This is a genomic window from Ancylobacter rudongensis (assembly GCF_900100155.1).
Taxonomy (GTDB): Bacteria; Pseudomonadota; Alphaproteobacteria; order Rhizobiales; family Xanthobacteraceae; genus Ancylobacter; species Ancylobacter rudongensis.
The window spans coordinates 521,255-546,101 of sequence record NZ_FMTP01000001.1 but is presented as its reverse complement, the minus strand read 5'-3'; the positions used below and the strand labels follow the sequence as shown (position 1 = coordinate 546,101).

The 24,847-nt window shown below is 67.0% G+C and carries 25 protein-coding genes; 19 read left to right on the top strand and 6 right to left on the bottom strand.

Going from position 1 to position 24,847, the window contains the following annotated elements:
• Positions 1–4: 4 nt before the first annotated feature.
• The 5 genes from livM (at position 5) to BLO63_RS02435 (ending at position 4,877) form a co-directional block, all read left to right on the top strand.
• Positions 5–1,438, top strand: a complete 1,434-nt coding sequence (livM, locus tag BLO63_RS02455; RefSeq protein WP_091436436.1) for a high-affinity branched-chain amino acid ABC transporter permease LivM — start codon at positions 5–7, stop codon at positions 1,436–1,438.
• Positions 1,438–2,400, top strand: coding sequence for an ABC transporter ATP-binding protein (locus tag BLO63_RS02450; RefSeq protein WP_091436435.1), 963 nt, complete (start codon positions 1,438–1,440; stop codon positions 2,398–2,400). The genes livM and BLO63_RS02450 overlap by 1 nt, the downstream gene beginning before the upstream one ends.
• Positions 2,397–3,173: an ABC transporter ATP-binding protein gene (locus tag BLO63_RS02445; RefSeq protein WP_091436433.1), complete on the top strand. Its 777-nt coding sequence runs from the start codon at positions 2,397–2,399 to the stop codon at positions 3,171–3,173. Before BLO63_RS02450 ends, BLO63_RS02445 begins: the two co-directional genes overlap by 4 nt.
• A gap of 113 nt (positions 3,174–3,286) precedes the next feature.
• Entirely contained in the window at positions 3,287–3,646 is a 360-nt protein-coding gene (locus BLO63_RS02440) for a DUF6867 family protein (RefSeq protein ID WP_205409257.1), read from the top strand.
• Positions 3,647–3,776: 130 nt separating this feature from the next.
• A complete protein-coding gene (locus tag BLO63_RS02435; protein ID WP_091436430.1) occupies positions 3,777–4,877 on the top strand; it encodes a branched-chain amino acid ABC transporter substrate-binding protein in 1,101 nt (366 codons plus the stop codon).
• Positions 4,878–5,008: 131 nt separating this feature from the next.
• On the opposite strand, the gene BLO63_RS02430 is transcribed toward BLO63_RS02435, so the two are convergent.
• Positions 5,009–5,740: a cytochrome c biogenesis CcdA family protein gene (locus BLO63_RS02430; RefSeq protein ID WP_091436429.1), complete on the bottom strand. Its 732-nt coding sequence runs from the start codon at positions 5,738–5,740 to the stop codon at positions 5,009–5,011.
• 129 nt (positions 5,741–5,869) lie between these two features.
• On the opposite strand from BLO63_RS02430, the gene BLO63_RS02425 reads away from it, so the two are divergent.
• The 4 genes from BLO63_RS02425 to BLO63_RS02410 all read left to right on the top strand — a co-directional run bounded on the left by BLO63_RS02425 (position 5,870) and on the right by BLO63_RS02410 (position 10,048).
• Complete coding sequence (locus BLO63_RS02425; protein ID WP_091436427.1) at positions 5,870–6,868, top strand: P1 family peptidase; 999 nt, start codon at positions 5,870–5,872, stop codon at positions 6,866–6,868.
• 194 nt (positions 6,869–7,062) lie between these two features.
• Positions 7,063–8,262 (top strand): quaternary amine ABC transporter ATP-binding protein, encoded by a 1,200-nt coding sequence (locus BLO63_RS02420; protein ID WP_091436425.1) that lies wholly within the window; start codon positions 7,063–7,065, stop codon positions 8,260–8,262.
• Between the two features lie 12 nt (positions 8,263–8,274).
• Positions 8,275–9,129 carry an ABC transporter permease gene (locus tag BLO63_RS02415; protein ID WP_091436423.1) on the top strand — a complete coding sequence of 285 codons (855 nt, stop codon included), beginning with the start codon at positions 8,275–8,277 and terminating at the stop codon, positions 9,127–9,129.
• 64 nt (positions 9,130–9,193) lie between these two features.
• Complete coding sequence (locus BLO63_RS02410; protein ID WP_091436421.1) at positions 9,194–10,048, top strand: glycine betaine ABC transporter substrate-binding protein; 855 nt, start codon at positions 9,194–9,196, stop codon at positions 10,046–10,048.
• A gap of 241 nt (positions 10,049–10,289) precedes the next feature.
• Here the strand turns inward: BLO63_RS02410 and BLO63_RS02405 are convergent, their stop codons facing one another.
• The gene (locus BLO63_RS02405; protein WP_091436419.1) at positions 10,290–10,673 is read right to left on the bottom strand and encodes a hypothetical protein; all 384 of its coding nucleotides are present in this window, start codon (positions 10,671–10,673) and stop codon (positions 10,290–10,292) included.
• 302 nt (positions 10,674–10,975) lie between these two features.
• Here BLO63_RS02405 and BLO63_RS02400 point away from each other — a divergent pair, with 302 nt between their 5' ends.
• Both BLO63_RS02400 and rpe read left to right on the top strand, forming a co-directional pair.
• Entirely contained in the window at positions 10,976–13,141 is a 2,166-nt protein-coding gene (locus BLO63_RS02400; protein WP_091436417.1) for an inverse autotransporter beta domain-containing protein, read from the top strand.
• Between the two features lie 79 nt (positions 13,142–13,220).
• Positions 13,221–13,907 (top strand): ribulose-phosphate 3-epimerase, encoded by a 687-nt coding sequence (rpe, locus tag BLO63_RS02395; protein WP_091436415.1) that lies wholly within the window; start codon positions 13,221–13,223, stop codon positions 13,905–13,907.
• A 4-nt stretch (positions 13,908–13,911) separates the two neighbouring features.
• Here the strand turns inward: rpe and BLO63_RS02390 are convergent, their stop codons facing one another.
• Positions 13,912–14,517, bottom strand: a complete 606-nt coding sequence (locus BLO63_RS02390; protein WP_091436414.1) for an N-acetylmuramoyl-L-alanine amidase — start codon at positions 14,515–14,517, stop codon at positions 13,912–13,914.
• 136 nt (positions 14,518–14,653) lie between these two features.
• Between BLO63_RS02390 and purB the strand changes: the two genes are divergently transcribed.
• The gene (purB, locus tag BLO63_RS02385; protein WP_091436412.1) at positions 14,654–15,961 is read left to right on the top strand and encodes an adenylosuccinate lyase; all 1,308 of its coding nucleotides are present in this window, start codon (positions 14,654–14,656) and stop codon (positions 15,959–15,961) included.
• Between the two features lie 61 nt (positions 15,962–16,022).
• On the opposite strand, the gene BLO63_RS02380 is transcribed toward purB, so the two are convergent.
• Positions 16,023–16,706, bottom strand: a complete 684-nt coding sequence (locus tag BLO63_RS02380; protein WP_091436411.1) for an SH3 domain-containing protein — start codon at positions 16,704–16,706, stop codon at positions 16,023–16,025.
• Positions 16,707–17,058: 352 nt separating this feature from the next.
• Positions 17,059–17,382: a DUF1476 domain-containing protein gene (locus BLO63_RS02375; protein ID WP_091436409.1), complete on the bottom strand. Its 324-nt coding sequence runs from the start codon at positions 17,380–17,382 to the stop codon at positions 17,059–17,061.
• Positions 17,383–17,699: 317 nt separating this feature from the next.
• On the opposite strand from BLO63_RS02375, the gene purC reads away from it, so the two are divergent.
• The 7 genes from purC (at position 17,700) to BLO63_RS02340 (ending at position 23,363) form a co-directional block, all read left to right on the top strand.
• Positions 17,700–18,509, top strand: coding sequence for a phosphoribosylaminoimidazolesuccinocarboxamide synthase (gene purC, locus BLO63_RS02370; RefSeq protein ID WP_026221476.1), 810 nt, complete (start codon positions 17,700–17,702; stop codon positions 18,507–18,509).
• 152 nt (positions 18,510–18,661) lie between these two features.
• Positions 18,662–18,904, top strand: a complete 243-nt coding sequence (gene purS, locus BLO63_RS02365) for a phosphoribosylformylglycinamidine synthase subunit PurS (RefSeq protein WP_091436408.1) — start codon at positions 18,662–18,664, stop codon at positions 18,902–18,904.
• Positions 18,905–18,908: 4 nt separating this feature from the next.
• Entirely contained in the window at positions 18,909–19,607 is a 699-nt protein-coding gene (gene purQ / locus BLO63_RS02360; RefSeq protein ID WP_091436406.1) for a phosphoribosylformylglycinamidine synthase subunit PurQ, read from the top strand.
• A 45-nt stretch (positions 19,608–19,652) separates the two neighbouring features.
• On the top strand, positions 19,653–21,866 hold the full coding sequence (gene purL, locus BLO63_RS02355; protein WP_091436405.1) for a phosphoribosylformylglycinamidine synthase subunit PurL: 2,214 nt from the start codon (positions 19,653–19,655) through the stop codon (positions 21,864–21,866).
• Between the two features lie 13 nt (positions 21,867–21,879).
• Positions 21,880–22,113 (top strand): BolA family protein, encoded by a 234-nt coding sequence (locus tag BLO63_RS02350; protein WP_018391433.1) that lies wholly within the window; start codon positions 21,880–21,882, stop codon positions 22,111–22,113.
• Between the two features lie 72 nt (positions 22,114–22,185).
• Positions 22,186–22,524: a Grx4 family monothiol glutaredoxin gene (grxD, locus tag BLO63_RS02345; RefSeq protein WP_018391434.1), complete on the top strand. Its 339-nt coding sequence runs from the start codon at positions 22,186–22,188 to the stop codon at positions 22,522–22,524.
• A gap of 134 nt (positions 22,525–22,658) precedes the next feature.
• The gene (locus BLO63_RS02340) at positions 22,659–23,363 is read left to right on the top strand and encodes a hypothetical protein (RefSeq protein WP_091436403.1); all 705 of its coding nucleotides are present in this window, start codon (positions 22,659–22,661) and stop codon (positions 23,361–23,363) included.
• A gap of 644 nt (positions 23,364–24,007) precedes the next feature.
• Here BLO63_RS02340 and rpsD read toward each other — a convergent pair.
• The gene (gene rpsD, locus BLO63_RS02335; protein WP_091436402.1) at positions 24,008–24,625 is read right to left on the bottom strand and encodes a 30S ribosomal protein S4; all 618 of its coding nucleotides are present in this window, start codon (positions 24,623–24,625) and stop codon (positions 24,008–24,010) included.
• Between the last annotated feature and the right edge of the window lie 222 nt (positions 24,626–24,847).

Genomic DNA, 24,847 nt, shown 5'->3' with positions numbered 1-24,847 from the left:
CATCATGGCTGTCCAGACCGCCGAAACCGCTCCGCCCGCGGCTGCCATCCCCGTGCTGGGCCCCGCCTTCAAGGACGCGCTGATCGCGGGCCTGATCGCGCTGGGCCTGTTCGGCCCGCTCATCGGGTTCGAAACCGTCATCATCGACGGCGCGCTGGGGCTGGCCTACCGGCCCTCGCTGCTGGCTATCATGGTCGGCATCATCTTCTTCGGCCGGCTGCTGCTGAACCTCACCCTGTGGTCGCCGAACCGCAAGCCGTCCACCCACACCGGCCCGACCCTGTTCGACCGGGCCGGAACGTTCATCGGCCCCGGCGTCAAGCCGGCGCTGCTGGCCTTCGCCGTGCTGTTTCCGGCCATCGCCATCTTCTCGCTCGGCGGGCTGAACGAGAGCCGCTATCTCATCGATCTCGGCATCCTCATCCTCACCTATGTGATGCTTGGCTGGGGGCTGAACATCGTCGTCGGCCTCGCCGGCCTGCTCGATCTCGGCTATGTCGCCTTCTACGCGGTGGGCGCCTACACCTATGCCCTGCTCGCCACCTCGGCGCCGATCAACGACTTCTTCGCCGGCCTGTTCGGCGCCACCTTCTGGGCCAATTGGGCGTTCTGGATCTGCCTGCCGATGGCCGGCATCTTCGCCGGCGTCTGGGGCATGATCCTGGGCTTTCCGGTGCTGCGGCTGCGCGGCGACTATCTCGCCATTGTCACCCTGGCCTTCGGCGAGATCATCCGCCTGGTGCTGATCAACTGGGTGGACTTCACAAATGGCGGGGCGGGCATCGCCTCGATCCCGCGCGCCACCTTTTTCGGCATTCCCTTCAATGCCGGGCCGGACGGCTTTGCCGCGCTGTTCGGGCTGCCCTTCAGCCCGATGCACCGCATCGTCTTCCTGTATTTCGTCATCCTGGCGCTGGCGCTCCTGACCGCCTTCGTCACCGTGCGCCTGCGCCGCCTGCCGGTCGGGCGGGCCTGGGAAGCGCTGCGCGAGGACGAGATCGCCTGCCGCTCGCTCGGCATCAACACCACGACGACCAAGCTGTCCGCCTTCGCCACCGGCGCGATGTTCGGCGGCTTCGCCGGCTGCTTCTTCGCCGTGCGCGCCGGCTTCGTCAGCCCGGAGAGCTTCACCTTCGACGTGTCGGCGATGATCCTCGCCATCGTCGTGCTCGGCGGCATGGGCTCGCAGATCGGCGTCGCGGTGGCGGCGGCGGTCATGATGGGCGGCATGGAGATGCTGCGCAATCTCGGCTTCCTGACGCAGATCTTCGGCAATGACTTCGACCCCAGCCTCTACCGCATGCTGATCTTCGGCTTCGCCATGGTCGCCATCATGGTGTGGAAGCCGCGCGGCCTCGTCTCCACCCGCGACCCGACGATCTTCCTCAAGGAACGCAAGGCGGTATCGGGCGATCTCGTGAAGGAGGGCCACGGCTGATGGCAACCTCTCCCGCAAACGGCCTCCCGCGCTGGGAAGCCGACCCCATCCTCATCGTCGAACACCTGTTCATGCGCTTCGGCGGCCTGATCGCGGTCAACGACCTCAGCTTCAAGGTCGGGCGCGGCGACATCACCGCCCTGATCGGCCCCAATGGCGCCGGCAAGACCACGGTGTTCAACTGCATCACCGGCTTCTACAAGCCGAGCGAGGGCCGTCTGATCCTGGCGCATGGCCGCGCGCCGACGCCCGGCGAGATCGCCGAAGTGACGCGCATCGGCGAGCGCTCGCTGGTCGGGCGCGACGCCGGCGTGTTCCTGCTGGAGCGGATGCCGGATTACCTGGTCTCGGGCGGTGCCAAGGTCGCTCGCACCTTCCAGAACATCCGGCTGTTCACCGGCATGACCGTGCTGGAAAACCTCATGGTCGCCCAGCACAACGCGCTGATGGCCGCCTCGGGCTATTCGCTCAAGGGGCTGTTCGGCCTGCCCGGCTGGACCAAGGCCCAGAAGGCCGCCACCGCCAAGGCGGAGTACTGGCTGGACAAGGTCGGCCTCACCGACCGCGCCGACGACCCGGCCGGCGACCTGCCCTATGGCGCCCAGCGCCGGCTGGAGATCGCCCGCGCCATGTGCTCGGAGCCGATCCTGCTCTGCCTCGACGAGCCCGCCGCCGGCCTCAACCCGCGCGAAAGCCTCGAACTCAACACGCTGCTGCGCGCCATTCGCGCCGAACATGGCACCTCGATCCTGCTGATCGAGCACGACATGAGTGTGGTGATGGAGATTTCCGACCATGTAGTCGTGCTCGACTACGGCACCAAGATCTCCGACGGCACGCCGCAGGCGGTGAAGAACGACCCGCGCGTCATCGCCGCCTATCTCGGCGTCGACGAGGACGCGGTGGAGGAGGTCGAGGCCGAGCTTCACCTGGACACCAACCCGACGGGAGCGGGCGCATGAGCGAGACTCTCACCGCCACCACGCCCGCCCTCGCCACGCCGGCCCGCACCGACGCGCCGATGCTGCAGGTGCGCGGCGTCAAGACCTTCTACGGCAACATCATGGCCCTGCGCGGCGTCGATGTGGACGTCTACAAGGGCGAGATCGTCACGCTGATCGGCTCCAACGGCGCCGGCAAGTCGACGCTGATGATGACCATCTTCGGCCAGCCGCGCCCGCGCGAGGGCTCGATCCTGTTCGAGGGCCGCGACATCACCCAGGTGCCGACCCACGAGATCGCCCATCTCAAGATCGCGCAGTCGCCGGAAGGGCGGCGCATCTTCCCGCGCATGAGCGTGTTCGAGAACCTGCAGATGGGCGCGGCGGTGGATGGCTTCGCCCATTTCGACGCCGACCTCGAAAAGGTCTTCGTGCTGTTCCCGCGGCTGAAGGAACGCATCAACCAGCGCGGCGGCACGCTGTCGGGCGGCGAGCAGCAGATGCTGGCCATCGGCCGGGCGCTGATGAGCCGGCCGCGCCTCCTGATGCTGGACGAGCCCTCGCTCGGCCTCGCGCCGCTGGTGGTGCGCCAGATCTTCGACGCCATCCGCGAGCTCAACCGCACGGAAGGGCTCACCGTGTTCCTGGTCGAGCAGAACGCCTTCCACGCGCTCAAGCTCGCCCATCGCGGCTATGTCCTGGTCAACGGCGCCATCACCCTCTCCGGCGAGGGCCGCGAATTGCTGGAGCGGCCGGAAGTGCGCGCCGCCTATCTCGAAGGAGGGGCGCACTGATGGCACCCGTTTCCGGCACCCTCGTTTCCAAGGGCAGTTCGGCCAGCCTCGCCGTCGCCCTGCCGCTGCTGGTGGTGGCCCTCGTCCTGCTCTCGGCCGCGTTCAGGCCCGAGCTGGTGGTCGAGGTGTCGCGCGCCGACTTCGTGCTGGTCTCCCTGTTTCTGGGCGGCGGCGCGGCATGGCTGACCGGCCGCTCCATCGCCACAACCTGGCGGCCCTACCGGCAGGCGGTGCTCTATGCGCTGCTGCTGGGCTGCGTGGTGCGGTTCTTCCATTTCGCGCTGTTCGAGGGCACGCTGCTCTCGCTGCACTATTTCCTCACCGATACGGCCTTCCTGGTCGCCATCGCCACCCTCGGCTTCCGTGCCGAGCGGGCGCGGCAGATGGCGACCCGCTATGGCTGGATCTACCGCCAGTCGGGGTTCTTCGGCTGGCTCGAAGGCGGCGCCGGCACCCGTTCCGGCGGGTCCTGACAGGCGCCGTCACCATGTTTCGCTTGCTCGTCGACAAGAGCATCGAAAAAGGCATGATATCGGCCCGGGGGACAGCCGCCGAGCCGTAAAGTCCGTGCTTTCCACCCTTCCAGAACCAGGAGAGACGTTCATGAAGAAGCTTCTGATTGCCGGCCTCGCGCTCGGCGCCATGGCGGCGCTGGCCGCTCCGGCGTCGGCGCAGATCAAGGTCGGCGTGGGCGGCCCCATGACGGGCGCGAACGCCACCTTCGGCGCCCAGCTGAAGAACGGCGCCGAACAGTGGGCCGCTGACGTCAACGCCAAGGGCGGCATCCTCGGCGAGAAGGTCGAGCTGATCATCGGCGACGACGCCTCCAAGCCCGAGCAGGGCGTGTCGGTCGCCAACAAGTTCATCTCCGACGGCGTCAAGGTCGTCCTCGGCCACTTCAACTCCGGTGTGTCGATCCCGGCCTCGGAGCAGTATGCCGAAGCCGGCATCCTCCAGCTCACCCCGGCCTCGACCAACCCGACCTTCACCGAGCGCGGCCTCACCACCGTGTTCCGCGTCTGCGGCCGTGACGACCAGCAGGGCGCCGTCGCCGGCGACTACATCGCCAAGAACCTGAAGGACAAGAAGGTCGCCATCGTCCACGACAAGACCCCCTACGGAAAGGGCCTTGCCGACGAGACCCAGAAAGCCATGAATGCCGCCGGCGTCACGGAAGTGGTCTATGAAGGCATCAACCCGGGCGAGAAGGACTATTCCGCGCTCGTGTCGAAGCTGAAGGCCGCCAATGTCGACGTGCTCTATTACGGCGGCCTGCACACCGAAGCCGGCCTGCTCGTGCGCCAGATGCGCGACCAGGGCATGACCACCGTCCTGTTCTCGGGCGACGGCATCACCGACAAGGAGTTCTGGACCATCGCCGGTCCGGGCGCCGCCGGCACGCTGATGACCTTCGGTCCCGACCCGCGCAACAGCCCGGCGGCCGCCGCGGTCGTCGCCGAGTTCAAGAAGAAGGGCATCGATCCGGAAGGCTACGTGCTCTACACCTACGCCGCCGGCCAGGTGTTCCAGCAGGCTGCCGAGGCGACCAAGTCGCTCGATAACGCCAAGCTGGCCGAGTACATCCACTCGGGCGCGACCTTCAAGACCGTTCTTGGCGACCTGATCTTCGACAAGAAGGGCGACCGCACCACCCTCGACTACGTGCTGTACGTCTGGAAGGACGGCGGTTACTCGCAGATGTGAGCCGAACCGCCGCGTCCCCTGTGGCGCGGCGACCGGCCTTCACCGCGAACAGACGAAACCCGCCGGAGCGATCCGGCGGGTTTTTCTTTGCACGATGCAGGGAAGGCAGCGCGGGAAAGGCCCGATGCCGCTCAGCCGAAAGCGGAAAGCGCCGGGAAGGTCTCCAGCAGCCAGTAGCTCACCTGCGCCATCCAGCCGGAGAGAAAGCCGATGCCGGTCAGCACCAGCAGCGCGCCCATCACCTTCTCGATGACCGGCAGGTAGCGCTTGGCATGGCCGAGCACCCCCAGCGCCGGCCGCGCCATCGCCGCCACCGCCAGGAACGGCACGCCGAGCCCGGCGGAATACACCGCCAGCAGCCCCGCGCCATGGGTCAGCGTCTGCTCGCTCGCCGCCACGGCGAGGATCGCCGCCAGCACCGGGCCGATGCAGGGCGTCCAGCCGAAGGCGAAGGCCAGCCCCATCACATAGGCGCCAAGGAAGGTAGTCGGCGCGTCGACATGCACCCGCTTGGTCCGGGTCAGCCAACCGAAGCGCAGAATGCCGAGAAAGTGCAGGCCCATCAGCAGGATGGCGACGCCCGCCACCATGGCGAGTTCCTGCGAGTACAGCCGCAGATACGCCCCCGCCACCGAGGCGCCCGCCCCCAGCGCCACGAACACCGTGGAGAAGCCGGCGACGAACAGCGCCGCCGCCCCCAGCGTGCGCCGCGCGGCGGCATCGGTCGGCGCCTTGTGGGTGATCTGGTCGAGACTGGTCCCGGCGAGATAGCACAGATAGGGCGGCACCAGCGGCAGCACGCACGGGGAGGCGAAGCTGGCGATGCCGGCCAGGAAGGCGGCCGGAAGAGTGACGTCAGCCATGAAATGAGCAACCCTAGCCTTGTCCGAAGCCTCCCAATGCACCGCCATACCGGCTTGCGCAATGCGGCGGCTTGGCCTCTACCCGTGATGTGATGCGCCGAAACGTGATGCGCCGAGAACGAGGATCCCATGCGTAACCTGATCACCGACGTCGCCGGACTGACGGTTGGCAATGCTACCGATCTGGTCCTGGCCTCCGGCGTCACCGTCGTGCTGTTCGACGAACCCACCGTCGCCTCGGTCGATGTGCGCGGCGGCGGGCCGGGCACGCGCGAGACCGATTTGCTGGCGCCCGACGAGACGGTGGGCGCCATCCACGCCCTTACCCTCTCCGGCGGCTCCGCCTTCGGGCTGGATGCCGCCGGCGGGGTGGCGGCGGCGCTGGCCGAGCGCGGCATCGGCTTTCCCGTCGGCGAGGCACGGGTGCCGATCGTGCCCGGGGCGGTGCTGTTCGACCTCATCAATGGCGGCGACAAGAACTGGGGCCGCTTCCCGCCCTATCGCGATCTCGGCTATGCCGCCGCCAACGCGGCCGGGCTCGATTTCCCGCTGGGCACGGTGGGCGCCGGCACCGGGGCGACGACGGTGGACCTCAAGGGCGGGCTCGGCTCCGCCTCAATGATCGCCCCCACTGGCCACACCGTCGGCGCCCTTGTGGCGGTCAACGCCTGCGGCGCCACCAACTTCCCCGGCGGAGCGCATTTCTGGGCGGCGCCCTTTGAGCAGGCGGGCGAATTCGGCGGCCTCGGCCTGCCCCATCCGCTGCCGCCGCTACCGGCGCGGCCACCGCTGAAGGGGCTGCCGCCGGGGGCCAATACCACCATCGCCATCGTCGCCACCGACGCGGTTCTCACCAAGGCGCAGTGCAAAAGGCTTGCGGTAATGGCCCATGATGGGTATGCACACGCCATCTGGCCGGTCCATTCACCGCTCGATGGCGACACGATTTTCGCCGCGGCCACGAGCAAGAAACCCCTCGCCGATCCGATTTTCGATCTCGCACTGATCGGCGACACAGTGGTTCGAACCCTTGCCCGCGCCTGTGCCCGGGCGGTTTACGAGGCGATCGCCCTTCCGCAGCCGGGAACACTTCCCGCTTGGCGCGATCGCTGGGGGCATGGCCCCTGATCCCCAACTGATGCCCGCCTCCGGGTCAGACAGAGGACAAGATCGCTGACTATCGCCTTGCCTGCTTCGTCGCCGTCATCTTCGCTCGCCGTGCCTGCACCTTTACTGTCGTGTTTGCAGCCCGGCTTGTCGCATCTGTCCAATCTGCATGGCAGCCATGCGTTTGACACTCACCTCAATAATGAGGGGAGCGCATGAGCGAGAAAAAGCCACGCATCCGGGTTCGCGGCCTCACCAAGATTTTCGGCGATGAGCAGCACGTCGCCCTGCCGCTGCTGCAGGCCGGGAAGAATCGCGACGAGGTGCAGAAGGCCACCGGCGCGGTCATCGGCCTGCAGGATGTAACCTTCGACGTCGACGAGGGCGAGATTCTCGTCGTCATGGGCCTTTCGGGGTCCGGCAAGTCCACCTGCCTGCGCTGCATCAACCGGCTGATCGAGCCCACCGCCGGCTCGGTCCATATCGACGACACCGATGTCACCGCGCTCGGCGAGCGCGACCTGATGGAGTTGCGCCGCACCCGCTTCGGCATGGTGTTCCAGCAATTCGCGCTGTTCCCCCACCGTACCATCCAGCGCAATGTCGAATACGGCCTCGAGGTGCAGGGCGTGCCGCCCGCCGCCCGGCGCGACAAGGCGATGGCGGCCATCGAGACGGTAGGGCTGAAGGGCTGGGACCAGCATTTTCCCTCGCAGCTTTCCGGCGGCATGCAGCAGCGCGCCGGCCTCGCCCGCGCGCTGGCGCTGGACCCGGACGTGCTGTTGATGGACGAGGCGTTCAGCGCCCTCGACCCGCTGATCCGCCGCGACATGCAGCAGGAACTGGTGGCGCTGCAGAAGCGGCTGAAGAAGACCATCGTCTTCGTCAGCCACGACCTCGACGAGGCCATCGCGCTTGGCGGGCGGATCGTACTGATGAAGGACGGGCGCGTGGTGCAGCAGGGCACCGCCGCCGATTTCCTCGCCGACCCGGCGGACGAGTATGTGCGCCGCTTCGTCGAGCATATCGACGTGCTCGGGGTCGTCACCGCCGGCGATGCCATGCGCCCGCCGGTGGCCGTCCGTCCCTGGCAGAGCAGCGCCGACGAGGCGCTGGCGATCCTGACCCAGTCCGGCGAGCCCGTTGTGACCGTGGTCTGCGAGATGGGGCGCTTCCAGGGCACGGTGGATGCCGACACGCTCCGCCGCGCCGGCGCCACCGAGCTGCGCCTGCTGCTGAGCGACCGCGACGCCTGCGTGCCGCGCAGCGCCACGCTGAACGAGGCGGTGGCCCGCCTCGCCTCCGGGCGCGGCGAGATCGCCGTGACCGGGCCGGATGGCGAGTTGTTCGGCGTCATCGCCAATGCCGACCTCATCGCCGCCCTGGCGCGGCGGCGGGTCGAGACGGCGCACTGACGGGAGGGAATGATGGAGTTCGACATCCCGCACATTCCCCTCGCCGAATGGTGCGACATCGCGCTCGACTGGGCGACGGAGCACTTTTCCGGCGTCACCCGCGCGATGAGCGCGGTGGTCGGCACCGCCATCGAGACGACGACCGACTTTCTCGTCGGCCTGCCGCCCTGGCTGGTCATCATCGCCTGCGGGTTGCTGGTGTGGCGGCTGACCACATGGCGCATCGCCCTCGGCACGGTGCTCGGCTTCGCCTTTCTGTGGAACCTCGAACTGTGGCGGGCAACGCTGCAATCGCTGGTGCTGGTGCTGGTGTCGACGGCGTTCGCCCTCGCCATCGGCATTCCGATCGGCATTGCGGCGGCGCTGAGCAAGCGGTTCTGGCGCGTTGTCGGGCCGGGGCTCGACATGATGCAGACCATGCCGAGCTTCGTCTATCTGATCCCCGCCATCCCGTTCTTCGGGCTGGGGGCGGTGTCGGCCTGCTTTGCCACCATCGTCTTCGCGATGCCGCCGACCATTCGCCTGACCGCGCTCGGCATCATGCAGACGCCGCCGGAACTGGTGGAGGCGGCGGATGCCTTCGGCTCCAGCCGCTGGCAAAAGCTGTTCAAGATCCAGCTGCCCCTCGCCATTCCCACCATCATGGCCGGCGTCAACCAGACCATCATGCTGGCGCTCTCCATGGTCGTCATCGCCGCGATGATCGGTGCCGGCGGGCTCGGCGGCGAGGTGTGGCGGGCCATCCAACGGCTGGAGGCGGGCCAGGGCTTCCAGGCCGGCATCGCCATCGTCGTGCTCGCCGTCATCCTCGACCGCATCACCCAGCACATCGCCCGGCATATGCGGCGCGACCGCCAGCAGGGCTGAACCCTTCGCCAACGGAAGCAGATCGAGACTTCCGACCTCACAACCCTCGGAATGGAGAAACGCAATGGCATTCCTCGCCAAGTTCCTGAAGACCGCGGCCGTCGCCGCCACCGCGCTCGGCCTTGCCGCCGGTGCCGCGCAGGCGGAGAAGAAGGACCTCACCCTCGCCTATGTCGAATGGTCCGACACCGTGGTCGCCACCAACATCGTCAAGACGGTGCTGGAAGAGGCCGGCTACAAGGTCAAGCTCGTGCCGCTCTCCGGCGCCGCCATGTGGCAGGCGGTGGCGACCGGCGAGGCCGATGCGATGGTGGCCGGCTGGCTGCCGGCGACGCATGAGGCCTACAACGCCAAGCTGAAGGACAAGGTGGTCAATCTCGGCCCCAACCTGTCCGGCGCCAAGATCGGCTGGGCCGTGCCGACCTATGTCGACATCACCTCGATCGAGGACATCAACAAGGACCCGGCCAAGTTCGACGGCAAGGTCATCGGCATCGACCCCGGCGCCGGGCTGATGAAGGCCTCGGAAAACGCGATCAAGGAATACGGCCTGAAGGTGAAGCTGGTCGAGGGTTCGGACGCCACCATGGTCGCCGCGCTCAAGGACGCCTATTCCAAGAAGGAGCCGATCGTCATCACCACCTGGACGCCGCACTGGATGTTCGCCGAGTGGGACCTGAAGTACCTCGCCGACCCGAAGAACGTGTTCGGCGGCGAGGAGACGGTCAACACCATCGTCTCCACCAAGCTGAAGGAAGAGGCGCCCGAGGCCTACAAGATCCTCGACAATTTCAGCCTGTCGCTCGACGACGAGCAGAAGGTGATGGTCGAGAACAACAAGCCCGGCGCCGATCCGGCCGCCACCGCCAAGGCCTGGGTCGCCGCCAACAAGGCCAAGGTCGACGCCTGGATGAAGTGATCCAGGCGCGGGATGCCGCGTCAGCCTTCATGAAGCGAAGCGGGCGCGACGACGTGCCCGCTTAGGAACAGCACGGGCGCCATGCCGCGCCGGCCGCAACGAAATCGACGCGCGAGCGTCGGCACGAGTGCGCGGGCCTCGCCCCGCTCTCGTGAACGAGCCCGACCGGGTCGTGCCGGTCGGGTTTGCCTCCCCTTGGGCGGCCGGCATGTTCCGGCCGCCCTTTTTTGTCAGGCGAGGATCAGGGGCACGGCTCCCAGAAGCCCTGGGTGCGCTGCGGGTTGGTGTAGAACCAGCAATAGTTCGGCTGCGGCGGCGGGCCGGCGAGATTGGCGGCGGCAACGCCGGTAAGGAAGCCGAGGGCGGCACCGGCCGCGACCGCGCCGCCGGGCGGCCAATAGGGGCGCGGATTGACCACGACCACACCGCCACCGCGCGGCACCGGGCCGTAATAGCGGCCAGGGCCGTAATAATGGCCGGGGCCATGCCAGCCACCGCCCCACGCAACGCCACAACCGCGTCCGCCGCAACCGGCGGCGCGCCAGGCGCTGGCTTCCTGCACCATGCCGAACAGACCGGCGGTGGACAGCACCGCCAGCGCGGCAAGCACGCTCTTCTTCATCATGACATTTCCCTCCTCAGGACCACGCCTCCGGCGCCGCCTCGCGCGCAGCGGATTCGCTGCGGTAATGGGACGCCTTTTCCCCCCGCACGGCAATAAGGGAGTTCCGCAACGTCCCGTGCGGCCCGCAGCTCCTGCCTGAGACGCTTGTCGAGCAAGGCTTCATTAGAGTACGAATAATTCTAAGATACATTTGTTATCAATAACTTAGAGTCTTTCGTCGTTCTTTGTGGCGGAAAGAGGTGCTATCGCACGCGCTGGGTCGGGGCTCGGAAACGCTCCGACACATTCCCAGGAGAGTGCACATGAGACGCGCCGTATTTCCCGTGATGCTCGCGGCAACGGTGAGTCTGCCGGCGATGGCCGACCCGCGGGGCATTTCCCCCGCCTCGGTGGAAGCCACGCTCGGCAGCGTTGGAGACGAAGCCTTTGGCAGCTTCGACCTGTTCCTGCCCATGCTGGGCGACACGGACAGGCTGCTGTTCCTCGATGCCCGCGCCAGCTTCGGCAGCGAGCAGGAGATCGAGCAGGGCTCGGTCGGCCTCGGCTACCGCTTCCGGCACGAGAATGGCTGGGTCTACGGCTTCAATGGCTATTTCGACTATCTCAACAGCCAGTACGACAATGGCTTCACCCAGCTGGGCGTCGGCGTCGAGGCGCTGAGCCAGGATTGGGAGCTGCGCGCCAATGGCTATCTCCCGGTCGGCGACATCGAGGCGGCGCTGGCCAGTGCCAATGCCGCGCTGATCGAAGCCGGGAGGCTGGTGTTCCGCGCTGGCGAGGAAACCGCGCTGCAGGGCTTCGACGGCGAGATCGGCTATCGCCTGCCCTTCCTCACCCCGGACGATCTCACCCAGATCAAGCTCTTCGCCGGCGGCTACTGGTACACCGGCGAGGGTGTCGAGGACGCGCCGGGCGTCTCCGCCCGGGTGGAACTGTCGCGCGCCGGCCTTCCCGCCTTCGGCAATGGCTCGCGCCTCACCCTTGTCGCCGGCCTGACCTATGACGAGCAGTACGACACGCAGGGCATCTTCCTCGCCCGGCTGCGCGTGCCGCTCGGCGACACCTCTGGCCAGGCGCCCTATGATCCGCTCTACCGCCGGGTCGAGCGCTCGGACGCGATCCGCACCCATGTCGGCGCCACCGGCGCGGCGGAAGCGGCGGTCTATACCGAGACCGGCGCGGTTGCCGGCCGGGTGGTCGCGATCGGCGCCGGCGACGATGCTGGCACCATCAATGCCCGGCTGGTGACGGCCGGGGATGGCGCGCTGGTGCTGGCCTCCGGCACGGTCGATGTCGATTCCACCGTCTCGCTCGGCACCGACCAGTATCTGCTCGGCGGCGGCGGCGCGCTCGCCGTGCGCGGCGCGGTGAGCGGCGGCACGGCGGTGTTCCGCAACGCCCTGCCGGCGGCGACGCTGAACGGCACCGACCCGCTCGACGATGTGCTCTCCCTCGACGGCGACCGCAGCGCGGTGGCCTCGCTCGCCCTCCGTGGCGGCCGCTCCGGCGTGGTGGCGGAAGGCGTCTCCAACATCGTCATGCGCGATCTTGATATCTCCGGCACCGAAGAGCACGGCATCGCGCTGGAAAGCGTTTCCGGCGCCACCATCGCCGCCACCCGTATCCACAACCTCGCCTTCTGCGAGAACAACACGGAATGCGAATGGTCGATCTTCAACCCCAATGTGGTGCGCAATGCCGGCATCGCCGCGCTGGCGGTGGAGGACCTGACGATCCGCGACGTGACGATGGAGAATGTCACCTACGGCCTCTTCGTCGGCAGCCAGTATGAGGAGATCGACTGGGAGAACACCATCACCGGCCAGAGCGGCAACCTCACCGTGGAGAACCTCTCCATCGTCAACAGCCGCCGCGAGGGCATCCTGCTGGTCGGCGTCGACGGCGCCAGCTTGCGCTCGGTCAGCATCGACAACTCCGCCATGGAGCGCTCGATGGACCTGATCGTGCTGCAGAAGACCTCGCATGCCACGCTCGACGACCTGACGCTGAAGGGCGGCATTAACGGGCTGATGTTCGCCTCCTCCTTCAACCTGCCGGGCGAGACCACCGACATCGCGGTGTCCAATGCCTGGATCGAGGATACCTACCGCTCCGGCATCTTCCTCAACCCGTCGAGCGACATCCGCTTCACCAATGTCACCATCGTCAATCCCGGCAGCTATGGCGTCTATTTCTACGGCGACGCCTATGGCTTCGCCGGCGGCCCGGTGACGGGGGTGAGCTTCACCGATGTCGAGGTGAGCGGCAGCGGCAGCTCCGCCGTCTATGTCTCGGGCCCGATCCAGGACATTTCCGGCGACATCGCCACCACCGATGTCCCCGCCCCCTGCTCGGCCGATGCCGGCCAATGGTCCGGCACCGAGCTGATCCAGACCGGCGGGCAGGTCTTCGCCATCGGCGGCGCCACGGTGCCGGCCGGCACGCTCTCCGCCTCCTGCGGCCTCTGAGCCCTGGAGAACGCCGGGACGGCATTGCCGCCCCGGCGCCTTGATGCTACGCCCCGGCAAACAGCCGGAGCCCCGCGCCATGACCACACGCCCGCTGATCCTCTCCCCCTCCATCCTCGCCTGCGACTTCGCGCGCTTTGGCGAGGAAGTGCGCGCGGTCGACGCCGCCGGCGCGGACTGGATCCATATCGACGTGATGGACGGGCATTTCGTGCCCAACATCTCCTTCGGCCCTAACGTGGTGAAGGCGGTGCGGCCCTATTCTACCAAGCCCTTCGACGTACATCTGATGATCGCGCCGGCGGACCCGTATCTGGAAGCCTTCGCCAAGGCGGGTGCCGACCACATCACCGTCCATGCCGAGGCCGGGCCGCATCTGCACCGCTCGCTGCAGGCGATCCGGGCGCTGGGCAAGAAGGCCGGCGTCGCGCTCAACCCCGCCACCCCGGCGAATGCGGTGGCACATGTGCTCGACCTGATCGACGTCATCATCGTGATGACGGTCAATCCCGGCTTTGGCGGCCAGGCCTTCATCCCCTCGGTCATGGACAAGGTGGTCCAGCTGGCCGCGATGGTGGGCGAGCGGCCGATCCATATCGAAATCGACGGCGGCGTCACCAAGGACACCGCTGCCGCCTGCATCAAGGCCGGCGCCAACGCGCTGGTCGCCGGCTCCGCCGTGTTCAAGGGCGGCGCGGACGCCTATGCCGGCAATATCGACGCCATCCGCAGCGCCGCATTGCGGGCGCGCGGCGAGCTGGTGTGAGCCTTCAGGCGCGGCCGATCACGCGGGACTCGAAACTCCCCACGGGAAAGGCCGGACCAGGATCTACCTTGTGCTTGGGCGAGACATCTTCATGCCCGAGCACGTCGAGAAATCGGTAGCTTTTGTTCAGCGCGACCGCGACGTCGATCGCCACCTCGATCTGCGCCTGCGGATAGGTGTGCCACCCGGCCGGGCTGGTTTCGTTCTTGTGGGTGGCCTCCATCACGTCGGCATCGGTAATGACATTGCCGGACCAGCTTACCCATTTGCCCCCGACCTTCTTCAGCTTGCCCGCATTCACCAGCTCGATGCCGATCGAATAGCTGTTCATGCCCTCCAGGTCCTGCCAGCGCGACTTGCCGGCATGCCAGGCAACGCGGTCGAACGGCACCATCTGCGTGACCGTGCCGTCGCGGTCGATGACGAGATGCGCCGAAGCCTTTGCCGCCGGATTCGCCAGCCAGCTGATCGCCCCCTCCGCGGCCGGCCCCGCCGTGTAGTGCATGATGAGATAGAGCGGCTGCACCTTGCCACCCTGATTGGGCGTGCTGACAAAGCGCACATTTTCGCCGTCCCGACGGAGCCTGTGTCCCTTTATGTCGAAACCCATTTCACCCCCCCTAGTTGAGGGGTAACTAAATACACTAAATAGTTGCCGACGCCCAGACAGCCCGGTTTGGTTGCGTGCGGTCCGACGCCCTGCTAATGCCGCGCCTGACCCCGGCCCACGACGAAAGAGCCCGCCCGTGATCCCGCGCTATACCCGCCCCGAAATGGCTGCCATCTGGGAGCCGCAGACCCGCTTCCGCATCTGGTTCGAGATCGAGGCGCACGCGACCGACGCGCTGGCCGAGCTCGGCGTGGTGCCGAAGGAAGCCGCCGCGAAGATCTGGGAGATGGCGAAGGACGTGACCTTCGATGTCGCGCGCATCGACGAAATCGAGGCCGTCACCAAGCACGACGTCATCGCCTTCCTCACCCATTTGGCCGAGATCGTCGGCCCGGAGGCGCGCTTCGTCCATCAGGGCATGACCTCCTCGGACGTGCTCGACACCTGCCTCTCGGTGCAGCTGGTGCGCGCCGCCGATATCCTCATCGCCGATGTCGACCGGCTGCTGAAGGCGCTGGAGACCCGCGCCTTCGAGCACAAGCTCACCCCCACCATCGGCCGCTCGCATGGCATCCATGCCGAGCCGACCACCTTCGGGCTCAAGCTCGCCCAGGCCCATGCCGAGTTCCAGCGCAACCGCGCCCGCCTTGTCGCGGCGCGTGAGGAAGTGGCGACCTGCGCCATTTCAGGCGCGGTCGGCACCTTCGCCCAGATCGACCCGCGGGTGGAGGAACATGTCGCGGCCAAGATGGGGCTGACGGTGGAGCCGGTCTCGACCCAGGTCATCCCGCGCGACCGCCACGCCGCCTATTTCGCCGCGCTCGGCGTCGTCGCCTCCTCGATGGAGCGGGTGGCGATCGAGATCCGCCATCTGCAGCGCACGGAAGTCCTGGAGGCCGAGGAGTTCTTCTCCGCCGGCCAGAAGGGTTCCTCGGCGATGCCGCACAAGCGCAACCCGGTGCTGACCGAGAACATCACCGGCCTCGCCCGCCTCGTGCGCGGCATGGTCACGCCGGCGCTGGAGAATGTGGCGCTCTGGCACGAGCGGGACATCTCGCACTCCTCGGTGGAGCGGATGATCGGCCCCGACGCCACGGTGACGCTCGACTTCGCGCTGAACCGGCTGGCCGGCGTGGTGGAGAAGCTGCTGGTCTATCCCGAGACCATGCAGAAGAACCTCGACCGCCTCGGCGGGCTGGTACATTCCCAGCGCGTGCTGCTGGCGCTGACCCAGAAGGGCGCCAGCCGCGAGGACGCCTATCGCCTCGTGCAGCGCAACGCCATGCCGGTCTGGCGCGGCGAGGGCGAGTTCCAGACGCTGCTCACCGCCGACCCGGATGTGCGCAACTATCTGTCGGAAGAGGAAATCGCCGAGAAGTTCGACCTCGGCTACCACCTCAAGCATGTCGATACGATCTTCCAGCGGGTTTTCGGCCGCAGTTGAACGCACCAAAAAAAGAGGCCGGGTTTCCCCGGCCTTTTTCTTGAACGCTAAGGGCTGACGTTCAGCGCCAGCCGCCCCGCCCGCCAAAGCCGCGCGGGCCGCCACCGAAGCCGCCGCCGCGAACGATGACCGGACGCGGACCCATGCCGGGGCGCCCGCCCCAGCCGGGACGACCTCCCCAGCCCGGGCGACCCGGACGCGGACCCACCCAGCCCGGACGACCGGGACGCGGTCCCCAACCGGGGCGCGGGCCGTTCCAGCCCGGACGCGGACCCCAGCCGGGACGGGGCCCCCAACCCGGGCGCGGACCCCAGCCCGGACGGCCCCACCACACCGGACGCGGGCGCCAGCCCGGACCGTAATAGCCCCAGCCGGGACCGGGGCCATAATAACCGCCCCAGCCCGGCCCCCAGGCCGAGCCGGCCACCGCGCCGAGCGCGAAGGCGCCGACGCCGAGCGCGACATCGTCAGCGACATAGTTGGGGTTGACCATCACAGTCTGGTTGCCGCCGGCGAGATAGTTGGCGCTCACCCAGCCACCGGCCGCCTGGCACCAATTGCCGCGGCAGCCACCCACGGCGACCCGCGTGCCGCCCGGCAGCGTGCCGATGACACGATAATTTGTCCCCGGGCCGCTGCGTACATTGAGATCGCGCGTCACCACGGCCGCCGACGCGGCAGTGAACACCGCTCCGCCGACGAGCAGGCTGGCCGCGAGTGCCAGCGTCTTGAAGATTTTTTGCATGTGAACCTCCCTGCGGGAGCGCCTGAGGCCACGTTTCCCGGCGGACCCGATCGATATCCATCCTCGGTACCAATCGAATCGGGCGAAATTGGTTGCATTACCTATCGACTGCCGGCAGCGCGGGCCGCGCAGGCGTCTGGGCCGCAGCCGGCGAGACGGTGGGCGGGCGCCTGCGTCCCGCATCCGAAGCGGGGCGGCAGGCGGGAGAGAGCTACAGGGAAAGGGTCTTGCCGGGCGGGGCGAACGGGCCCGCCATGGGCAGCACGGCGCGCGAGCTGGGCCGGCCGGTAATGCCTCGCCGGCCGGGTGTCACCGGCCGGCGCTCGTGCCTCGTGGCAGCTGGAGCGAAGCGTCAGCCGTCCTTCTTCAGTGTCTCGATCGCCTCGGCCAGCAGCTCGTCCATGGTCCGGCGGATGCGGTGCTCGGAAACATCGACGCCCTTGGCGTCGAAGTCGGCCTTCAGCTTGCGGTAGACGTCCTCGTCGCCGGCCTCTTCCAGATCGGCCGCGACGACGGAGCCGGCATAGGCGCTCGCCTCCTCGCCCGTCAGGCCGAGCTTCTCGGCCGCCCACAGGCCGAGGGCCTTGTTGCGCCGCGCCATCGCCTTGAAGCGCAGGGTCTGGTCGTGGGCGTACTTGGACTCGAACGCATCTCCGCGCTCGTCGAACGTGCTCATGTGATCGCCCCGTGTCTCGGTAAAAGCGTGGGCTTGATTATCGCGACCCCGGTTCCAAATCAACGCCGTCGACGCCGCGCGCATTGCCCTACGGCAATGTGACGCTCACCGGCATCGCTTCGCGGTGGATGACGCCGCACCGGCCGGCACCTCTGGCGCGGTAGCGCGTGGCGGCGTTTGTATCCGCCCCCCCGATGGGCTAGTGTCCGCGCGTGGGTGTCAGCACCAATGCGAGACGAATCGTCAGAGCGCCGAGAGTTCGCGCAGACGTGCGGCGCCCCCAGCCGTGAACCCGGAACCGGAGCCCCGGCATCCTAATGGACTTCCTCAACCGACGGTACCCACCCATGAGCCGCCGCCGCCGCATTTATGAAGGTAAGGCGAAGGTCCTGTATGAAGGTCCTGAGCCCGGCACCCTGATCCAGCACTTCAAGGATGACGCCACCGCCTTCAACAACAAGAAGCACGATGTCATCGACGGCAAGGGCGTGCTGAACAACCGCATCTCGGAATATGTCTTCCTGAGACTGAACGAGATCGGTGTCCCCACGCATTTCATCAAGCGGCTGAACATGCGCGAGCAGCTCATCCGCGAGGTCGAGATCATCCCGCTGGAAGTCGTCGTGCGCAATGTCGCCGCCGGCTCGCTGTCGACCCGTCTCGGCATCGAAGAAGGCACCCAGCTCCCGCGCTCGATCATCGAGTTCTATTACAAGAACGACGCGCTCAACGACCCGCTGGTGTCGGAAGAGCACATCACCGCGTTCGGCTGGGCCACGACGCAGGAAATCGACGACATCATCGCCCTGGCGATCCGCGTCAACGATTTCCTCTCCGGCCTTTTCCTCGGCGTCGGCATCCGTCTTGTGGACTTCAAGATGGAATGCGGCCGCCTATGGGAAAACGACATGATGCGCATCGTCGTCGCCGACGAGATCAGCCCGGATTCCTGCCGGCTGTGGGACATCAAGTCGAACGACAAGCTCGACAAGGACCGTTTCCGCCGCGACATGGGCGGGCTGGTCGAAGCCTATTCGGAAGTCGCCCGTCGCCTCGGCATCATGTCCGAGAACGAGCGCGTCCAGACGGGCGGCCCGGTTCTGGTGAAGTCCGAACCCGAAGAGTGATGATGCCGGATGCGCGATGCGCTGCCCTCGGGTCAGCCATTCCGCATTCCAGCATTGAGCCGTTCGCGGCCAAATGGTAGGCGGGGGCCTCAAAGCCCCCGTTTCTGTTTTTTCCGCTGCTTCTGTCGCACGAACCTGCCCGAGAGTGATCCATGAAGGCGCGCGTCCTCGTCACCCTGAAATCCGCCGTGCTCGATCCGCAGGGCAAGGCCATTGAGGGCGCCCTGCGCTCGCTCGGCGTCCCCGGCGTCTCCAGTGTCCGCCAGGGCAAGGTCTTCGATGTCGAGCTGGACACCAGCGATGCGGCCAAGGCCGAGGCGACCCTCAAGGACGCCTGCGAGAAGCTGCTCGCCAATACGGTGATCGAAACCTACCGCATCGAGCTCGTGGACTGACGCCATGAAATCCGCCGTCCTCGTCTTTCCCGGCTCCAACCGCGAGGGCGATGTCGCACGCGCGCTCCACATGGTGTCGGGCGTCAAGCCGGCCATGGTCTGGCACGCCGACACCGCGCTCCCCCAGGGCACCGACCTCGTGGTCCTGCCGGGCGGCTTTTCCTATGGCGACTATCTGCGCTGCGGCGCCATCGCCGCCCGCGCCCCGATCATGGAGGCGGTGCGCGCCCATGCCGCGCGCGGCGGGCTGGTGCTCGGCATCTGCAACGGCTTCCAGATCCTGTGCGAGAGCGGCCTGCTGCCCGGCGTGCTCGTGCGCAATGCCCGGCTGCGCTTCATCTGCCGCGAGGCGCTGCTGAAGGTCGAGCGCAACGACACCCCCTTCACCCGCCGCTACGCACGGGGCGCCATCGTGCGCTATCCCGTCGCCCATGGCGAGGGCAACTACACCGCCGATGCCACCACGCTGAAGCGGCTGGAGGAGGAAGGCCGGGTGCTGTTCCGCTATGTGATGCCGGACGGGCACCGCGACGACGCGCAGGTGCTGAACGGCGCCGCCAATTCCATTGCCGGCATCGTCTCCGAGAAGCTGAATGTGCTCGGCCTGATGCCGCACCCCGAAAACCATGTGGACCCGCTGGTCGGCCCGACCGACGGCCGCGCTTTGTTCGAGAGCCTCGTCGGCGCGCTGGAAAAGGCGTGACCTCGCCCGCCCTGCCCGACCGCGTAACGGAATGACGGCCTTCGCATGATCCCCTCCGAACCGAAAATCACCCCCGAACTCGTCGCCGAGCATGGGCTCAAGCCCGACGAGTATGAGCGCATCCTGACGCTGATCGGCCGCGAGCCGACCTTCACCGAGCTCGGCATCTTCTCGGCGATGTGGAACGAGCATTGCTCGTACAAATCCTCGCGCCTGCATCTGCGCGGCCTGCCGACCAAGGCGCCCTGGGTGATCCAGGGCCCGGGCGAGAATGCCGGCGTCATCGACATCGGCGACGGCAAGGCCGCCGTGTTCAAGATGGAGAGCCACAACCACCCCTCCTATATCGAGCCCTATCAGGGCGCCGGTACGGGTGTCGGCGGCATTCTGCGCGACGTGTTCACCATGGGCGCGCGCCCGATCGCGGCGCTGAACGCGCTGCGCTTCGGCGACCCCAAGCACCCACGCACCCGCCATCTCGTGGCGGGCGTGGTCGCCGGCATTGGCGGCTACGGCAATTCGTTCGGCGTGCCCACCGTGGGCGGGCTGGTCGGCTTCCACACCCGCTATGACGGCAACAACCTTGTGAACGCCATGGCGGTCGGCCTCGCCGACGCCGACAAGATCTTCTACGCCAAGGCGACCGGCGTCGGCCTGCCCGTGGTCTATCTCGGCTCGAAGACCGGCCGCGACGGCATCCACGGCGCCACCATGGCCTCGGCCGAGTTCGGCGAGGGCGCGGAGGAAAAGCGCCCCACCGTGCAGGTCGGCGATCCCTTCGCCGAGAAGCTGCTGCTGGAGGCGTGCCTGGAAATCATGGAGGCGGGCTGCGTCGTCGCCATTCAGGACATGGGCGCGGCCGGCCTCACCTGCTCGGCGGTGGAGATGGGCGCCAAGGGCGACCTCGGCATCGAGCTCGACCTCGACAAGCTGCCCTGCCGCGAAACCGGCATGAGCGCCTATGAGATGATGCTCTCGGAGAGCCAGGAGCGCATGCTCATGGTGATCGCGCCCGGCAAGGAAGAACAGGCGGAAGCCATCTTCCTCAAATGGGGCCTCGACTTCGCGATCGTCGGCTACACCACCGACACGCTGCGCTTCGTCGTCCGCCACAAGGGCGAGATCAAGGCCGACCTGCCGATCAAGGAACTGGGCGACGAGGCCCCGCTCTATGACCGCCCCTGGGTGGAAACGCCCAAGCAGCAGCGCATCGACCCCGCCGCGCTCGACATCACCGCCACCCTTCCCGGCGCGCTGGAGCGGCTGATCGGCTCGCCCGATTTCGCGTCCAAGCGCTGGATCTGGGAGCAGTATGACCATCTGATCCTGAACAACACCGTGCAGCGCCCGGGCGGCGACGCGGCGGTGGTGCGGGTGGAAGACGGCCCCAAGGGCCTCGCCATGACCTGCGACGTCACCCCGCGCTATTGCGAGGCCGACCCGTTCGAGGGCGGCAAGCAGGCGGTGGCGGAAGCCTGGCGCAACATCACCGCCGTCGGCGCCCGGCCGCTGGCGCTGACCGACAACCTTAATTTCGGCAATCCCGAAAAGCCCGAGATCATGGGCCAGCTGGTCGGCTGCCTGCGCGGCATCGCCGCGGCGGCGCTGGAACTGGACTTCCCGGTCGTCTCCGGCAATGTCAGCCTCTACAACGAGACTAATGGGCGCGGCATCCTGCCGACCCCGACCATTGGCGGCGTCGGCGTGCTCGACGACATCGCCAAGATGGCGACGCTGGACTTCAAGGCCAATGGCGAGACCATTCTCGTCCTCGGCGCCACCACGGGCTGGCTCGGCCAGTCCGCCTTCCTCTCGGAAATCCTCGACCGCGAGGACGGCGCCCCGCCGCCCGTCGACCTGGCGCTGGAGCGCAAGACCGGCGACCTCGTGCGCGGGCTGATCAATGACGGCCTCGTCACCGCCGTGCATGACGTCTCCGATGGCGGCCTGCTGGTGGCGCTGACGGAAATGGCGCTGGCGTCAGGCATCGGTGCCAACCTCGCCGCCCCGCCGCCGGACATGAACCCCTTCGCTTTCTGGTTCGGCGAGGACCAGGCCCGCTACATCGTCACGGTGGAGAGCAGCGCCAAGGCGCTGGTGCTGCGCCGGGCGGAACTGGCCGGCATCCCCGTCGCCAAGCTCGGCACAACAGGCGGCGACCGATTGCATATCGCGGGCGAGCGCCCAATTGTAGTGGACGCGCTGCGCGAGCGGCACGAGGCCTGGCTGCCCATCTATATGGGCGCGGGCTTGATGTGAGGGAGCCTGTCTGATGGCAATGGAAGCAGCCGAAATCGAGAGGCTGATCAAGGAAGGCCTGCCGGACGCCTCGGTCGAGATTCGCGATCTCGCCGGCGACGGCAATCACTATGCCGCGACCGTGATCGCCGAGAGCTTTCGCGGCAAGAGCCGCGTGCAGCAGCATCAGATGGTCTATGCGACGCTGAAGGGCCAGATGGGCGGCGTGTTGCACGCCCTCGCCCTTCAGACCAATGTACCCGACTGAAGGCGGCCGGCGCCCCCCACCCGCGCCGCCACGACCCCCTCTCGTGAGGCCCGCAAGGGCGAAAGGCACGCCATGAGCATTCAGGATTTCATCGACAGCCAGGTGAAGAGCAACGACGTCGTCGTGTTCATGAAGGGCACGCCGCAATTCCCGATGTGCGGCTTCTCCGGCCAGGTGGCGCAGGTCTTCGCCCTGCTCGGCGTCGACTATAAGGGCATCAACGTGCTCGATTCCGACGAGATGCGCACCGGCATCAAGGAATACACCAACTGGCCGACCATTCCGCAGGTCTTCGTCAAGGGCGAGTTCGTCGGCGGCTGCGACATCGTCCGCGAGATGTACCAGTCCGGCGAGCTGCAGACGCTGCTGGAAGAGAAGGGCGTCCCGGTGATGGGCAAGGCGACGGCCTGAGGTTTCTGACTCTACTGCGGCTGGAGCTTTCTGACAGCGGGCTGTCCGAGGCCAAACATTGCAAAGCCCTGCCATTCGTGTTCGAGTGGCGGGGCTTTTTGCTCTAATCGCCCGTGCGCTCGCGGGCTGTATGCATGCCCAGCGCAATCTCCGGCGTTTCGACCGCCGAACTGATCGCCCAAGGTGCGTCGCCCTCGTGCGACCCCGACTCGCGATACGAAGCCGATTGGGAACTCATCAAGCGCTGCAGGGCAGGCATCGATCTGCCGCTGTTGGTCGCGCTGATGCAATCGGAAAGCAGTGCCGCGCGGAGCCGGGCAGCCTTCCTCATTGAGGAAGCCGCAACCGCTCACGAGGCGCTGTACGAGGCTATTGTCGGCTTCGCCGATGACAACCTCTCCGACTGCCGCCGCGCCTTCGTAAAGTTCGTGACAGATACGCGCCTGTACGATGCGAGGATCGCCGACGCGTTGGCAAAATGCCTTCACGATAGGGATTTGACCGTACGGCTGTGCAGCATCCGTTGGGCGATAGATGCACCCACCGGCTCGTTCGACCACTTCTGCACGCTGGTAAGCACCGGGGCTGGCCTATCTTTACCAACACCGAGGCCCTCTAACCGTCGATGGCTGGACATCTGGCGGGCCGAGGCCCTTCAGCGATCCGATCGAGCGCTCGCCATTGCACGGCGTGTAAGGTCAGGAGAGAGCATTCGCAACATTCGAACCACGATTGCGGAAGAAGACAGCTTCGTGTTGTGCGGGTTGGAACACTCTCTCCACCTCAGGCAAAAGCGGCGGCGCATTCCATCTGCGCCGCGGTTGCCAGCCACGGAGTGAGACATATTGGCCGCCCCGCCCAACAAAAAAGCCGCCCAACCGGGCGGCTTTTTGTACGAGAGAGCTGGATACAGCCCGCGTGACCCGGCCAGCTTGCGGGAAGTTCGCAGAGGCACGGTGAAGACGACCGTGTGACACACAAGGGCGGCTGTGGAACACCCGCCCGGGACCTTGGGCAGACGCGCCAGAGGCACCTCAGCTGCCGGTGGTGGCATCCCCCGCGCCACCGTTAAACTGTAGTGTCGCGACAGGCAGACCGATGACCTTCAGCTGCGGCGCGCGCCAGATCTTCCGGATGACGCTCACTTTATTTCCACTCATGTGCACTTCACTTCCATTAACCAGATCGTGTCCCACCAGCTGGTGAGGCTGTCTTTGGCCGTCAGCGTGCCGCCCGGCGCGGACCTTGCTGATCAGGGTGCCGCAGCGGGCATGCTGACGCCGGCACCATCGACCACAGCGGGGCGGTGGTTTCAAGTGTCCTGTGGCGGGCACGCTGGATGGCTCCCTCGTCATTCGGCTCCAGCGGCAGGACGCTCATGCGGCGGATGCTGGCATCCTCATGGGGAAGCCGCCCCGACGCCCGCCCAACAAAAAAGCCGCCCAACCGGGCGGCTTTTCGTTTCTCGCGATCCGATGAGGGATCAGCGCGAATAGAATTCGACGACGAGGTTGGGCTCCATCACGACCGGATAGGGCACCTCGTTGAGCTCCGGGATGCGGACGAACTTGGCCGTCATCTTGGAGTGGTCAACTTCGAGATAGTCCGGGGTGTCGCGCTCGCCGGAGGCAACGGCTTCCAGCACCAGAACGAGCTGGCGGGAAGCTTCCTTGACCTCGATCACATCGCCGACCTTCACCTGGTAGGACGGGATGTTGACGCGGCGGCCGTTCACCTTGATGTGGCCGTGGCTCACGAACTGGCGGGCGGCGAACACGGTGGGGACGAACTTGGCGCGGTAGATCACCGCGTCGAGACGGCGCTCGAGCAGGCCGATCAGGTTGGCGCCGGTGTCGCCCTTGAGGCGCGAGGCCTCGACATAGACCGCATAGAACTGCTTCTCGCCGATCGAGCCGTAATAGCCCTTCAGCTTCTGCTTGGCGCGCAGCTGCACGCCGAAGTCGGAAACCTTGCCCTTGCGGCGCTGGCCGTGCTGGCCGGGGCCGTATTCACGCTTGTTGATGGGGCTCTTCGGGCGACCCCAGATGTTTTCGCCCATACGACGGTCAAGCTTGTGCTTGGCCGAAATGCGCTTGCTCATGCGCTGGTCCTCTCGCATATCGTTGCGGGTTGGATCGCGCCCCCTCCTCTACCCCCATTTCGGGAGCCGACAGGATGGTCCGAACGCGCCGGACCGACCCACGGGTGCGTGAAACACGACACGGGGCCGTTTCCAGCCCCGCGCGTGGTCGGGTGCATAGGCACAAAAGGCCTGGAGGTCAAGCTCCTGTCGCCATTCCGTCATCCCGGACGGCCGATAGGC

Excerpts from the sequence above, each read along its gene's own strand:
- BLO63_RS02405 (WP_091436419.1), bottom strand. The coding sequence starts at position 10,673 with ATGATGAAGAAGAGCGTGCTTGCCGCGCTGGCGGTGCTGTCCACCGCC.
- BLO63_RS02410 (WP_091436421.1), top strand. The coding sequence starts at position 9,194 with ATGGCATTCCTCGCCAAGTTCCTGAAGACCGCGGCCGTCGCCGCCACC.
- purQ (WP_091436406.1), top strand. The coding sequence starts at position 18,909 with ATGAAATCCGCCGTCCTCGTCTTTCCCGGCTCCAACCGCGAGGGCGAT.
- purL (WP_091436405.1), top strand. The coding sequence starts at position 19,653 with ATGATCCCCTCCGAACCGAAAATCACCCCCGAACTCGTCGCCGAGCAT.
- rpe (WP_091436415.1), top strand. The coding sequence starts at position 13,221 with ATGACCACACGCCCGCTGATCCTCTCCCCCTCCATCCTCGCCTGCGAC.
- BLO63_RS02390 (WP_091436414.1), bottom strand. The coding sequence starts at position 14,517 with ATGGGTTTCGACATAAAGGGACACAGGCTCCGTCGGGACGGCGAAAAT.
- purC (WP_026221476.1), top strand. The coding sequence starts at position 17,700 with ATGGACTTCCTCAACCGACGGTACCCACCCATGAGCCGCCGCCGCCGC.
- BLO63_RS02430 (WP_091436429.1), bottom strand. The coding sequence starts at position 5,740 with ATGGCTGACGTCACTCTTCCGGCCGCCTTCCTGGCCGGCATCGCCAGC.
- BLO63_RS02425 (WP_091436427.1), top strand. The coding sequence starts at position 5,870 with ATGCGTAACCTGATCACCGACGTCGCCGGACTGACGGTTGGCAATGCT.
- BLO63_RS02350 (WP_018391433.1), top strand. The coding sequence starts at position 21,880 with ATGGCAATGGAAGCAGCCGAAATCGAGAGGCTGATCAAGGAAGGCCTG.
- BLO63_RS02435 (WP_091436430.1), top strand. The coding sequence starts at position 3,777 with ATGAAGAAGCTTCTGATTGCCGGCCTCGCGCTCGGCGCCATGGCGGCG.
- purS (WP_091436408.1), top strand. The coding sequence starts at position 18,662 with ATGAAGGCGCGCGTCCTCGTCACCCTGAAATCCGCCGTGCTCGATCCG.
- BLO63_RS02415 (WP_091436423.1), top strand. The coding sequence starts at position 8,275 with ATGGAGTTCGACATCCCGCACATTCCCCTCGCCGAATGGTGCGACATC.
- BLO63_RS02375 (WP_091436409.1), bottom strand. The coding sequence starts at position 17,382 with ATGAGCACGTTCGACGAGCGCGGAGATGCGTTCGAGTCCAAGTACGCC.
- BLO63_RS02420 (WP_091436425.1), top strand. The coding sequence starts at position 7,063 with ATGAGCGAGAAAAAGCCACGCATCCGGGTTCGCGGCCTCACCAAGATT.
- BLO63_RS02445 (WP_091436433.1), top strand. The coding sequence starts at position 2,397 with ATGAGCGAGACTCTCACCGCCACCACGCCCGCCCTCGCCACGCCGGCC.
- BLO63_RS02450 (WP_091436435.1), top strand. The coding sequence starts at position 1,438 with ATGGCAACCTCTCCCGCAAACGGCCTCCCGCGCTGGGAAGCCGACCCC.
- rpsD (WP_091436402.1), bottom strand. The coding sequence starts at position 24,625 with ATGAGCAAGCGCATTTCGGCCAAGCACAAGCTTGACCGTCGTATGGGC.
- BLO63_RS02380 (WP_091436411.1), bottom strand. The coding sequence starts at position 16,706 with ATGCAAAAAATCTTCAAGACGCTGGCACTCGCGGCCAGCCTGCTCGTC.
- BLO63_RS02340 (WP_091436403.1), top strand. The coding sequence starts at position 22,659 with ATGCCCAGCGCAATCTCCGGCGTTTCGACCGCCGAACTGATCGCCCAA.
- grxD (WP_018391434.1), top strand. The coding sequence starts at position 22,186 with ATGAGCATTCAGGATTTCATCGACAGCCAGGTGAAGAGCAACGACGTC.
- livM (WP_091436436.1), top strand. The coding sequence starts at position 5 with ATGGCTGTCCAGACCGCCGAAACCGCTCCGCCCGCGGCTGCCATCCCC.
- BLO63_RS02400 (WP_091436417.1), top strand. The coding sequence starts at position 10,976 with ATGAGACGCGCCGTATTTCCCGTGATGCTCGCGGCAACGGTGAGTCTG.